Source organism: Mycobacterium sp. (assembly GCF_035653355.1).
Classification (GTDB): Bacteria; Actinomycetota; Actinomycetes; order Mycobacteriales; family Mycobacteriaceae; genus Mycobacterium.
Map to the genome: position 1 here is coordinate 1 of NZ_DASRBZ010000232.1, position 12350 is coordinate 12350.

At 63.1% G+C, this 12350-nt stretch carries 11 protein-coding genes; 8 read left to right on the top strand and 3 right to left on the bottom strand.

The genetic code is table 11. From position 1 onward, the window contains the following. The 4 genes from nrdE to nrdF form a co-directional block, all read left to right on the top strand. The coding region (gene nrdE, locus VFA16_RS07845; RefSeq protein ID WP_324967271.1) for a class 1b ribonucleoside-diphosphate reductase subunit alpha at window positions 1-1836 on the top strand (1836 nt) is incomplete at its 5' end. Between the two features lie 558 nt (window positions 1837-2394). Beyond that, window positions 2395-3138 carry a TetR/AcrR family transcriptional regulator gene (locus tag VFA16_RS07850; RefSeq protein ID WP_324967272.1) on the top strand — a complete coding sequence of 248 codons (744 nt, stop codon included), beginning with the start codon at window positions 2395-2397 and terminating at the stop codon, window positions 3136-3138. Between the two features lie 130 nt (window positions 3139-3268). Then, window positions 3269-4819: an NAD(P)/FAD-dependent oxidoreductase gene (locus tag VFA16_RS07855; protein WP_324967273.1), complete on the top strand. Its 1551-nt coding sequence runs from the start codon at window positions 3269-3271 to the stop codon at window positions 4817-4819. 121 nt (window positions 4820-4940) lie between these two features. Beyond that, window positions 4941-5915 carry a class 1b ribonucleoside-diphosphate reductase subunit beta gene (gene nrdF, locus VFA16_RS07860; protein ID WP_324967274.1) on the top strand — a complete coding sequence of 325 codons (975 nt, stop codon included), beginning with the start codon at window positions 4941-4943 and terminating at the stop codon, window positions 5913-5915. A 149-nt stretch (window positions 5916-6064) separates the two neighbouring features. On the opposite strand, the gene VFA16_RS07865 is transcribed toward nrdF, so the two are convergent. Further along, on the bottom strand, window positions 6065-6388 hold the full coding sequence (locus VFA16_RS07865; RefSeq protein WP_324967275.1) for a hypothetical protein: 324 nt from the start codon (window positions 6386-6388) through the stop codon (window positions 6065-6067). Window positions 6389-6541: 153 nt separating this feature from the next. Here VFA16_RS07865 and VFA16_RS07870 point away from each other — a divergent pair, with 153 nt between their 5' ends. Together VFA16_RS07870 and VFA16_RS07875 are read left to right on the top strand one after the other, a co-directional pair. Further along, window positions 6542-6922: a hypothetical protein gene (locus VFA16_RS07870; protein ID WP_324967276.1), complete on the top strand. Its 381-nt coding sequence runs from the start codon at window positions 6542-6544 to the stop codon at window positions 6920-6922. A 143-nt stretch (window positions 6923-7065) separates the two neighbouring features. Continuing rightward, entirely contained in the window at window positions 7066-7422 is a 357-nt protein-coding gene (locus tag VFA16_RS07875) for a DUF3349 domain-containing protein (protein ID WP_324967277.1), read from the top strand. 9 nt (window positions 7423-7431) lie between these two features. Here VFA16_RS07875 and VFA16_RS07880 read toward each other — a convergent pair whose 3' ends face one another. Together VFA16_RS07880 and VFA16_RS07885 are read right to left on the bottom strand one after the other, a co-directional pair. Then, window positions 7432-8472 carry an NAD(P)-dependent alcohol dehydrogenase gene (locus tag VFA16_RS07880; protein ID WP_324967278.1) on the bottom strand — a complete coding sequence of 347 codons (1041 nt, stop codon included), beginning with the start codon at window positions 8470-8472 and terminating at the stop codon, window positions 7432-7434. 174 nt (window positions 8473-8646) lie between these two features. After that, complete coding sequence (locus tag VFA16_RS07885) at window positions 8647-9756, bottom strand: ABC transporter substrate-binding protein (protein WP_414687669.1); 1110 nt, start codon at window positions 9754-9756, stop codon at window positions 8647-8649. A gap of 185 nt (window positions 9757-9941) precedes the next feature. Here VFA16_RS07885 and ctaD point away from each other — a divergent pair, with 185 nt between their 5' ends. Both ctaD and VFA16_RS07895 read left to right on the top strand, forming a co-directional pair. After that, window positions 9942-11687, top strand: a complete 1746-nt coding sequence (ctaD, locus tag VFA16_RS07890; protein WP_324967279.1) for a cytochrome c oxidase subunit I — start codon at window positions 9942-9944, stop codon at window positions 11685-11687. A 25-nt stretch (window positions 11688-11712) separates the two neighbouring features. After that, a partial coding sequence (locus VFA16_RS07895) for an ACT domain-containing protein (RefSeq protein WP_324967280.1) occupies window positions 11713-12350 on the top strand: 638 nt, incomplete at its 3' end.

Here is a 12350-nt window from a genome sequence, read left to right on the forward strand (position 1 = left end):
GGCGCGTTCAAGTACTACACCTCCTACACGCTGAAAACCTTTGATGGCAAGCGGTATCTGGAGCGCTTCGAAGACCGCGTGTGCATGGTGGCGCTCACTCTGGCCGCCGGCGACACTGCGCTGGCCGAGAAGCTGGTCGACGAGATCATCGACGGACGGTTCCAGCCGGCCACCCCGACGTTTTTGAACTCGGGCAAGAAGCAGCGCGGCGAGCCAGTTTCGTGCTTCCTTTTGCGTATCGAGGACAATATGGAGTCCATCGGGCGTGCTATCAACTCCGCGCTGCAGCTCTCCAAGCGCGGCGGGGGCGTTGCGTTGCTGCTGACCAACATTCGCGAGCACGGCGCACCGATCAAGAACATCGAGAACCAGTCATCGGGCGTCATCCCGATCATGAAGCTGCTGGAGGATTCGTTCTCCTACGCCAACCAGCTCGGTGCGCGCCAAGGCGCCGGAGCGGTATACCTGCACGCCCATCACCCCGACATCTACCGCTTCCTGGACACCAAGCGCGAGAACGCCGACGAAAAGATCCGGATCAAGACGCTCAGCTTGGGCGTGGTGATACCCGACATCACCTTCGAGCTGGCGAAGAAAAACGAAGACATGTACCTGTTCTCGCCGTACGACGTCGAACGCGTCTATGGCGTGCCGTTCGCCGACATCTCGGTGACCGAGAAGTACTACGAGATGCTCGATGACTCGCGCATCCGCAAGACCAAGATCAAGGCGCGTGAGTTCTTCCAGACGCTGGCCGAGCTGCAGTTCGAGTCGGGTTACCCCTACATTATGTTCGAGGACACGGTGAACCGTGCCAACCCGATCGAGGGCAAGATCACCCACTCGAATCTGTGCTCGGAGATCCTGCAGGTGTCCACGCCGTCGTACTTCAACGATGATCTTTCCTATGCGAAAGTGGGCAAAGACATTTCCTGCAACCTCGGGTCCCTGAACATCGCCAAGACGATGGACTCGCCGGATTTCGCCCAGACCATCGAGGTCGCGATCCGGGCCCTGACAGCCGTATCGGACCAGACGCACATCTGCTCGGTGCCCTCGATCGAGAAGGGCAACAACGAGTCTCACGCCATCGGGCTCGGGCAGATGAACCTGCACGGGTACCTGGCCCGCGAGGGCATTTTCTACGGATCCGAAGAGGGCATCGACTTCACCAACATCTACTTCTACACGGTGCTCTACCACGCCCTGCGCGCGTCAAATCGTATTGCGATCGAACGGGGTACGCATTTCAAGGGATTCGAGCGGTCGAAGTACGCGACTGGGGAGTTCTTCGACAAGTACACCGATCAGCTGTGGGAGCCCAAGACGCCCAAGGTGCGTCAGCTCTTCGCCGACGCCGGCATCCGCATTCCGACCCAGGACGATTGGCGGCGGCTGAAGGAGTCGGTGCAGGCGCACGGCATCTACAACCAGAACCTGCAGGCGGTGCCGCCGACCGGGTCAATCTCGTACATCAACCACTCCACCAGCTCGATCCACCCGATCGTGTCGAAGATCGAGATCCGCAAGGAAGGCAAGATCGGACGGGTCTATTACCCGGCGCCGTATATGACCAACGACAACCTGGATTACTACCAGGACGCCTACGAGATCGGCTACGAGAAGATCATCGACACCTACGCGGCGGCCACTCAGCATGTGGACCAAGGGCTATCGCTAACGCTGTTCTTCAAGGACACCGCGACCACTCGGGATGTGAACAAAGCGCAGATCTACGCCTGGCGCAAGGGCATCAAGACGCTGTACTACATCCGGCTGCGCCAGATGGCGCTGGAAGGCACGGAAGTCGAAGGCTGCGTCTCCTGCATGCTGTGAATCGGGCCGCAGGCAAGTAACTGAATTAATTCAAATAGGAAGAAATAGAAAATGAGTGGATCAAAGTTAACTGTGGAGTCATTGCGAAATCGCTTGCATGCGGCGGGTTTCAAAGGCACCATACGAGCGCTGGATACGCTCGGCCCAATTGAACAAAGACTTACTATGTGCTGCACTCTTCTGTTCGCATCGTGCACCTCACCAGGTGTTCATCAATACGAGAGTTGAATGCGATCACCACCATCTCACGAAGGACGTGATGGATCTGGTGAAGGCATACGAACGCGGCCAATTAGATCGTGGATGGAACCTGCGGCCAGATGGTGATGCATCAACAGGAGTTGCTACCAGAGCCGCCGTTGACCGTGCGGGTATTCACCCGAGCCGGTGGGCATATGGTCCAGATCGTAAGAGCAGTTAACAGCTGCTGGTGGGTTGAAGGGCCTTACGCATCCAGCCGGGTGGCCTGGATGGTCGACATTTTGCCTCTTCTGATCGCTAGCTGCCCGAAAGCCAGTCTGCCCAGGTCAGTGACGGCAACGCGGTAAAGTGCTTGACGTGGTCAGAATTCCCCGACCCCACGCCCCGGGCGCGAAGCCCGGCGCGAAGGTCGACGCGCGCAGCGAACGCTGGCGCGAACACCGCAAGAAGGTACGCGGCGAGATCGTCGAGGCGGCCTTCCGCGCCATCGACCGGCTGGGACCCGACGTGAGCGTGCGCGAGATCGCCGAGGAGGCCGGCACTGCCAAGCCGAAGATCTACCGCCACTTCACTGATAAATCGGATCTGTTCCAGGCGATCGGCGAACGGCTGCGCGACATGCTGTGGGCGGCAATCTTCCCCTCAGTCGACTTCTCTACCAACTCAGCTCGTGACGTCGTCCGCCGTGCCGTCGAGGAATACGTCAACCTCGTCGACCAGCATCCCAACGTGCTGCGGTTCTTCATCCAGGGACGCTTCCCCGAGCAATCCGAGGCGACGATGCGGACCCTCAACGAGGGTCGCGAGATCACGCTGGCAATGGCGGAGATGTTCAACAACGAGCTCAGGGAAATCAAGCTCGACCGCGCCGCGATCGAGCTTGCCGCATTCGCCGCCTTCGGGTCCGCCGAGTCGGCCACCGACTGGTGGCTGGGACCCAGCCCGGACAGCCCACGCCGGATGCCCCGCGACGAGTTCGTGGCGCATCTGACCACGATCATGATGGGCGTCATCACCAGCACCGCGGAGGTGCTGGGCGTCAACCTGGACCCCGACCTGCCCATCCACCACGCGGTGCCACGCAACACGGCTGCCAGCTAAGCCGCGGCGTTGACATCGCTGCGGCGATCGACCACACTCATCCGATACCCCGGGTACCGGGTACTTGCGCCGGACGGGCGCCCAGAGCGCTCGCCGCTAACACACCCCTGAACAGGAAGACCGATCCACCATGACCGTTGCCGAGTCGATGCCACAGCCCGCCACGCAAGCACCGCCCGTGCACACCCGCGCGTTGATCATCGGGACCGGGTTCTCCGGCATCGGCATGGGCATCGCGCTGCAAAAACAGGGCGTGGACTTCTTGATTCTGGAAAAAGCCGACGATGTCGGTGGCACCTGGCGCGACAACAGCTACCCGGGCTGTGCTTGTGACATCCCGTCGCACCTGTACTCGTTCTCCTTCGAGCCGAAGCCGGACTGGAAGCACCTGTTCTCCTACCAAGACGAGATCTGGGACTACCTCAAGGGCGTGACCGACAAATACGGGCTGCGCCGTTACATCGTGTTCAACTCGCTCGTGGACCGCGGGCACTGGGACGACGACGAATACCGCTGGCATGTGTTCACCGCCGACGGACGCGAATACGTCGCCCAGTTCCTGATCTCAGGCGCGGGCGCGCTGCACATACCGTCGGTGCCCGACATCGAGGGCCGTGACGAATTCCGCGGCGCCGCGTTCCATTCCGCGGAATGGAACCATGGCGTCGACTTGACCGGCAAGCGGGTCGCGGTGATCGGGACCGGCGCCAGCGCAATCCAGATCGTGCCCGAGATCGTCGACCAAGTCGCCGAACTGCAGCTCTACCAACGCACTCCGCCGTGGGTGGTGCCGCGGACCAACGAGGAACTGCCGCCCTGGCTGCGGCGCACTCTGACAACTATCCCGGGTCTGGCATGGGCGTTGCGGACAGCGATCTACTGGGGTCAAGAAGCACTGGCCTACGGCATGACCAAGCGGCCGAATATTCTCAAAGCCATTGAGCTCTTTGCGAAGTGGAACATCCGTCGTTCGGTGAAAGATCGTGAGCTGCGGCGCAAGCTGACACCGAACTACCGGATCGGGTGTAAGCGAATCCTGAACTCGTCCACCTACTATCGGGCGGTGGCGGATCCCAAGACCGAACTGATCACTGACCGCATCGCCCGGATAGCGCCGGACGGGATCCTCACCGCCGACGGCACGCACCGCCCAGCCGACGTGATCGTGTGGGCCACCGGATTCCACGTCACCGACTCCTACACGTATGTACAGATCAAGGGTTTGCACGGCGAGGACCTCGTGGACCGTTGGAACCGCGAGGGCCTCGGCGCTCACCGCGGCATCACAGTCGCTGACGTGCCTAATCTGTTTTTCTTGCTGGGCCCCAACACCGGACTCGGCCACAACTCGGTGGTGTTCATGATCGAGTCGCAGATCCGCTATGTCGCGGACGCGATCGCGACGTGCGACCGGGTCGGCGCCCAGGCGCTGGCGCCCACCCGCGCCGCACAGGACCGGTTCAACGCCGAACTGCAACGCAAGCTGGGCCGCTCGGTGTGGAATACCGGTGGGTGCAGCAGCTGGTACCTCGACGAGCACGGCAACAACCGAGTGCTCTGGGGCGGCTACACGTGGGAGTACTGGAAGGGTACGCGTTCGGTGAAACCCGCCGAGTACCAGTTCTTCGGGGTTGGCGTCGGCTCGCCGGGCGATCGCGCGGCGCTGGCCGTCGCCGATTAGCCCGCGCGCCCACAAAATACCCACGACACAAGGTGTTGTGCTGCGGCGAGTTGTCATACCCCAGGGGTAGTGTTTGAGGCCTGAACACAGCAGACAAATGTCCTGGTGAAGTGGGGTGCTGGTGACCGACAACGTGAAGCTGATCGACCGTGTCTCGGCGATCAACTGGAACCGGCTGCAAGACGAAAAGGACGCCGAGGTCTGGGAGCGGCTGACCGGAAACTTCTGGCTGCCTGAGAAGGTGCCGGTGTCCAACGACATCCCATCGTGGAGCACGCTGACCGCCGGCGAGAAGCAGCTGACCATGCGGGTGTTCACCGGGCTGACCCTGCTGGACACGATCCAAGGCACGGTCGGGGCGGTCAGCCTGATTCCCGATGCGCTGACGCCGCATGAGGAAGCCGTCTACACCAACATCGCGTTCATGGAGTCGGTGCACGCGCGCAGCTACAGCAACATTTTCTCCACGCTGTGCTCGACCGCCGAGATCGACGACGCCTTCCGCTGGTCGGAGGAAAACCCCAACCTGCAGCGCAAAGCCGAGATCGTGATGCAGTACTACCGCGGCGACGAGCCGCTCAAGCGCAAGGTCGCTTCCACGCTGCTGGAAAGTTTCCTCTTCTATTCCGGGTTCTATCTGCCGATGTACTGGTCGAGCCGGGCCAAGCTGACCAACACCGCTGACATGATCCGCTTGATCATCCGTGACGAGGCCGTCCACGGTTACTACATCGGCTACAAGTACCAGCGCGGGCTGGCGCTCGAGGACGCCGCCAAACAGGCTGAGCTGAAGGACTACACCTACGAGCTGCTGTTCGAGCTGTACGACAACGAGGTGGAGTACACCCAAGATCTCTACGACGAGGTTGGGCTGACCGAAGACGTCAAAAAGTTCTTGCGCTACAACGCCAACAAGGCGCTGATGAACCTCGGCTATGAAGCGCTGTTCCCGCGCGACGAGACCGACGTGAACCCGGCGATCCTTTCGGCGCTATCACCCAACGCCGATGAGAACCATGACTTCTTCTCCGGTTCGGGATCGTCGTATGTGATCGGCAAGGCCGTCGTCACCGAAGACGAAGACTGGGATTTCTAAGCACGCAAGTCTCTGGTCGGCAATTACCAGTGTTCCCGATACTTCCCCAAGCTGAGATCTAGGCGTGGGCGAGAAGCACCAAACTGCCTGAGGACGAGTGCGTTTGGCTGCCTCACGTTTGCGCGAGTTTGTCAGCGACGGTTCGAAGGTCAGGCCGGATCGCTCGTCGAGTCCCTTTCCGCCATTCGTCGCAGATTCTGGGCGATCTGGCGGTCCTCCTGTGCGAACTGCCGGTGGACAGCCGCATGCCGGCGGCTTTCGTCCGGCGAAGCGCTGTGTTCGGCTGCTTCCTCATATGTCCTTGCGGCTTGGTCCTGATGGCCTGCGGATCTTTCGAAGCTGTTCGCCGCAGACAGTTGACCTTCCTCGACTGCTCGCCGCATTCCCTCGGTTCGCTCAGTGGCGCGAAATGCCTGTTCGGCGACCCGCTGATGCGGGTCAAGTTCGGCCTCGCGGCTGCCTTCTGTGGTCATTTCATGTCTTTCTACGTTGCTCGCAGGATTAACGCTGCTTGCGTTCTTGAAACCACTACGCGCTAGGGATGTCCGCGTCGGCCGGCGTCGTCGGGGCCGTCGTTGTCGAGGCGCTGGCGAGGTGGCGCCCATGTCCCAGCGTTAAGGTGAGTCGTGGTCGCTGAGGATCGTGCAGACCTGCCCGGCGAGCTCGATCGCCGGGCTGCTGCGCTCGATGAGCGCGAGCAGGCTGTCGCGCGCCGCGAGGCTGAGCTCGCACAGCGTGAGGCTGAGCTCGCGCGACGCCAGTGGCTCGCTGATGAGAGAGATCGGATAGCTGGTGAGCGGGATCGAATCGCGAATGATCGCCAGCGGTTGGCAGACGAACGAGAGTTGCGCGCGGACGAACGCGAGGGCACGGCCGCGGAGCGTGAACGCGAGCGACTACAACGTTCGGACGAACAAGGGGAGCGCCTAAAAGCCGATGCCTGGCGAGAGCAGGCCGACATCGCGCGTGAGATGGCCGAAACGGAACGACGTCGCGATGACGACTGATCCTCGCCTGCCCAAGGTGGCGACGTTGGTCGGATGCTCGTCGGCCATCGGCGCGCCGCGTCGGCTGTGAACGGCGTGTGAATTGTGTCAATCATGCAGTGGCACACTGGCGCTGGTGAGGCTGCGACCGGAAAACTGGTGACATGGCGAGCGAGTCGTTTCTGAGTTCGGTGTTGGAGTGGCTACGGGCGGGCTATCCCGACGGTGTGCCAGGACCGGACCGTGTACCGCTTTTAGCGCTGTTGCGTAGCACCGATCTGACCGACGATCAGGTCCGGGAGGTAGTGCAGAAGATCACCACGCCTGGATCGGCAGCGCTCACCGATGGGACGGCTGAGCGGGACGACATCGCCGACTTCGTCTCCGATATGACGCATTACGACGCAGGCCCGGAGAACATCAGGCGGGTCGCCGGCACACTTGCCGCGGCCGGCTGGCCGCTGCAAGGTGTCGATCTCAGCCGGGCCGGCGACGACACGGGCCATGCCGCGGCCAGCTGAATAGAGGCCTTACAGCGTTGAGGTGTCGATGACGAAGCGGTAGCGCACATCGCTGGCCAATACGCGCTCGTAGGCTTCGTTGATGTAGTCGGCTTCGATGACCTCGATTTCGGGCCGCACTCCCTGCTCGCCGCAGAAGTTCAGCATCTCCTGGGTCTCCTCGATACCGCCGATGTTCGACCCGGCGATGCTGCGGCGCATCAGCACAAGACCGAAGGCCGGCACCGGCATTGGGTGCTCAGGGATGCCCAGTTCGACAAGCGTGCCGTCGACGTCGAGCAGGTTCAGGTATTGGCCCATATCGAGATTGGCCGAAACCGTGTTCAGGATCAGGTCGAAGCTGCCACGCAGCTTGCGGAAGGTGTCGCGATCCGAGGTCGCGTAGTACTCGCTGGCGCCTAGGCGCAGCCCGTCCTCCATCTTCTTCAGCGACTGGGACAGCACCGTCACTTCGGCGCCCATCGCCTTGCCGAGCTTCACTCCCATGTGGCCAAGGCCCCCGAGGCCGATGACCGCCACCCGCTTGCCGGGCCGCGCGTTCCAATGCCGCAGCGGTGAGTAGAGCGTGATGCCCGCGCACAGCAGCGGTGCCGCGGCGTCGAGCGGCAGTGCGTCGGGGATGCGCAGCACGTAGTTTTCGTCGACGACGATCGCTTGGCTGTATCCGCCTTGGGTCGGTTGGCCGTCCCTGCCGATTGCGTTGTAGGTCGTCGTCATTCCCGGTTTGCAGTACTGCTCTAAACCGGCAACGCAGCTGCTGCACTCGCGGCAGGAGTCCACAAAGCAACCTACGCCGACGCGGTCGCCGACCTTGTACTTCGTGACGTCGGAGCCGATAGCGCTTACCACGCCGGCGATTTCGTGGCCGGGCACGACAGGGTAATTCGGTTGGCCCCATTCGGCTTTGGCGGTGTGGATGTCCGAGTGGCAGATGCCGCAGCACTTGATGTCGATCACCACGTCGTGTGGGCCGGGTTCGCGGCGAGTGATCGTGGTCCTAGTCAACGGTTCGGTGGCCGACGTCGCGGCGTACGCAGAAACAGTGCTCATGGCAAACCTCTTTGAGTGCGGCTAATTCAGCATCAGGTCTTTGAGAGAACGCACCTAGATTAGCATAGGGAGGCTATGTATTTCGCCTGGGTGAGGGCAACGTCACACGACGTCGAGGGGCTGCGGGTAGCTGAACGTCAGCACGTGAAACACAACCGGAGACTAGCCCGGTCGTCAGTTGATGGGAGCGTTGACCCAACGCAGGTCGTCGACGATGCCGCGGGCCGCCACCACTCCCTGGCCGGTCTGCCACACCTCGTTGTTGACCACGAACACCCGGTTGTCGCGGTAGGCGGACAGCTTGCGCCACGGGTTGCTGTCGAACACGGTCGGAGCGCGATCCTTGGCGGCCGGGGATGCAAACGACACATAGATGATGTCGGCGTCAGCTGCCGACAAATCCGGTGAACCGCGTAGATCGCTGGTGCCGATTTCGATATACGGCTTGTCGGTGAACCGCTGTGATGCCGGTCGGTCGACGCCGACCGCCGTGAGCACGCTGGCCGGAAAGTTGGTGGCGCCGTAGACCCGCACCGTGTCGGCGGTCAACTGCACGATCGACGCTTGGTAGTGCGCGGCATCATGCGCGGCGCCGGTCTGGGCGGCGTGAGCGGCGAAATCCTTGACGATCGTGTCGGCGGCGCCGCCGCGGGCCGTCGCCGCGCCGACGCCTCGGAGGTTGTCCTCCCATGGGGCGCCCGGCGGCCCCGTGAACACCGTCGGCGCGATCGCCGCCAAAGCCGGGTACAAATGCGGCGTCAGGGCGATCGAGCCCAAAATCAGGTCCGGTTTGGCCGCCGCGATGGCAGGCACGTCCGGTGCGCTGCGAGGGCCCACGCCCGGCAACCGGTGCACGCCGCCGCCCAAGTAGGACGGCTGACTCGAGGAGCCGTCCGGCAACGCGGCGGCGACGATGCGCGACTGCAGTCCCAACGCGCACAACGCGTCAAGCTGGTCGCCGGAGAGCACCACGATGCGCTGCGGGTCGGCGGGGACGTCGGCCTTCTCCGGGGTCACGCCGGCGGCGTTCGGTGCCGACCGCGTCGGCGGCCCCGGGTCCGCCACGGCCGGTTGCGGCGCACACGACTCGTCGGGCCGGCGCTGATTGCCCAGAACTCCCGCCCCGGCGATCGTGGTGGTGCTGGTGATCACGGAGCTGGTCGACGACGGTCGCTGGCCGCCCAGCGACGCGGCTGTGCAACTGGAACACACCGTCACCGCGAACGCTGTGACTACCAAAGCTGCGGCCAGCAGAACGCCGGGTCGCACACGGCCGAACAGCACGCGCTCGACGGTAACATCCGGTCGCCCGCACCGACCGGTTCCGCTCGGCGACAACATGGCGCTGGCCGGGCACTACGGCATTACGACGGTTTGTAGGACCAGTGCGGCCATGGACCCGATCGAACGCTAGGATTCCAGGGAAGATCCCAGGGACGTCAGCCCCGGATGGATGTTTGGAGGAGCCCTTGACAGCCGAAGCGCCCCCGCTGGGAGAACTGGAGGCCAGTCGCCCCTTCCCGCCCCGGATGGGTCCCAAGGGCAACCTGGTCTACCGGCTGATCACGACGACCGATCACAAGATGATCGGCATCATGTACACCGTCACCACCTTCGTGTTCTTTTTCATCGGTGGGTTGATGGCGCTGTTGATGCGCACCGAGTTGGCGGCGCCGGGCCTGCAGTTCCTGTCCAACGAGCAGTACAACCAGCTGTTCACCATGCACGGCACGATCATGCTGCTGTTCTATGCCACCCCGATCGTGTTCGGCTTCGCGAACCTGGTGCTGCCGCTGCAGATCGGCGCCCCCGATGTGGCATTTCCGCGGCTGAACGCCTTCTCTTATTGGCTGTTCTTGTTCGGCGCGTTGATCGCAACTGCCGGGTTCATCACCCCAGGCGGAGCCGCCGACTTCGGGTGGACCGCCTACACTCCGCTCACCGACGCCATCCACTCACCCGGCGCCGGCGCCGACCTGTGGATCATGGGGCTGGCGGTCGCCGGTCTGGGCACCATCTTGGGCGCGGTGAACATGATCACGACCGTGGTCTGCATGCGCGCGCCGGGCATGACGATGTTCCGGATGCCGATCTTCACCTGGAACACCTTGATCACGTCGATCCTGGTGCTGCTGGCGTTCCCGCTGCTGACCGCGGCGCTGATGGGGCTGGCCGCCGATCGGCACCTGGGCGCCCACATCTACGACCCGGCCAATGGCGGTGCGCTGCTGTGGCAGCACCTGTTCTGGTTCTTCGGCCACCCCGAGGTGTACATCATCGCGCTGCCGTTCTTCGGTATCGTCAGCGAGATCTTCCCGGTGTTTTCCCGCAAGCCGATCTTCGGCTACACCACCCTGGTCTACGCGACGATGTCGATTGCGGCGTTGTCGGTGGCGGTGTGGGCGCACCACATGTTCTCCACCGGAGCCGTTCTCCTGCCGTTCTTTTCGTTCATGACCTATCTGATCGCGGTTCCGACCGGCATCAAGTTTTTCAACTGGATCGGCACAATGTGGAAGGGCCAGTTGACGTTCGAGACGCCGATGCTGTTCTCGATCGGTTTCGCGGTCACCTTCCTGCTCGGTGGGCTGACCGGTGTGCTGCTGGCCAGCCCGCCGCTGGACTTCCACGTCACCGACAGCTACTTCGTGGTCGCCCACTTCCACTACGTGCTGTTCGGCACGATCGTGTTCGCCGTCTATTCCGGCATCTACTTCTGGTTCCCGAAGTTCACCGGCCGCTACCTCGACGAGCGCCTGGGCAAGCTGCACTTCTGGCTGACCTTCATCGGCTTCCACACCACGTTTTTGGTGCAGCACTGGCTGGGTGACCAAGGCATGCCGCGCCGCTACGCCGACTACCTGCCCAGCGACGGTTTTCAGCCGCTCAACATCGTCTCGACGGTCGGGGCGTTCATCCTCGGCGCGTCGATGCTCGTGTTCACCTGGAATGTGTTCAAGAGCTGGCGTTACGGCGAACCGGTAACCGTCGACGACCCGTGGGGCTACGGCAACTCGCTGGAGTGGGCGACCACCTGCCCGCCGCCGCGGCACAACTTCTACGAGCTGCCGCGTATCCGATCGGAGCGCCCGGCATTCGAATTGCACTACCCGCACATGGTGGAGCGGCTGCGCGCCGAGGCGCACATCGGCCGCAGCCATGGCCCCGAAAGCGGCGACGTCACAAGAGCCGACGACGTAAGCGTTCGCACGTAATGCGTTGCAGCGGCTGCAATCTGGGGTGAGCACACCGCCGAAGGTGTCGGTGTTGATCACCGTCACCGGTGTCGACAAGCCAGGTGTGACGTCCGCGCTGTTCGAGGTGCTTGCCGGCCACAAGGTCGAGCTGCTCAACGTCGAACAGGTGGTGATTCGCGGCCGGTTGACGCTGGGCGTACTGGTATCCGCCGCCCTGGAAGCGGCGGAGGGCAAGGCGCTGCGGGAAGAAGTTCAGGCCGCCATTCACGCCAAAGGTCTGGACGTCACCATCGAGCGCAGCGACGACCTGCCGGTCATCCGCGAGCCGTCGACGCACACCATCGTCGTGCTGGGCCGGCCGATCACCGCCGAGGCTTTCGGCGCGGTGGCGCGCGAAGTGGCCGAACTCGGCGTCAACATCGACGTCATCCGCGGCGTCTCGGACTACCCGGTCACCGGCTTGCAGCTGCGCGTCTCGGTGCCGCCCGGCGTCGGAGGCCGGCTGCAGGCGGCTCTGACACAGGTGGCCTTCGAGCAAAGCATCGACATCGCGGTCGAGGACTACAGCCTGGAGCGACGCGCCAAACGGTTGATCGTGTTCGACGTCGACTCGACCCTCATCCAAGGCGAGGTCATCGAGATGCTTGCGGCCCGGGCGGGCGCTCAAGACGCGGTCGCGGC

Bases quoted from the DNA above. Each gene is read 5' to 3' on its own strand.
- VFA16_RS07865 (WP_324967275.1), bottom strand. From the start codon at position 6,388: ATGACCACAGAAGGCAGCCGCGAGGCCGAACTTGACCCGCATCAGCGG.
- VFA16_RS07875 (WP_324967277.1), top strand. From the start codon at position 7,066: ATGGCGAGCGAGTCGTTTCTGAGTTCGGTGTTGGAGTGGCTACGGGCG.
- VFA16_RS07880 (WP_324967278.1), bottom strand. From the start codon at position 8,472: ATGAGCACTGTTTCTGCGTACGCCGCGACGTCGGCCACCGAACCGTTG.
- VFA16_RS07855 (WP_324967273.1), top strand. From the start codon at position 3,269: ATGACCGTTGCCGAGTCGATGCCACAGCCCGCCACGCAAGCACCGCCC.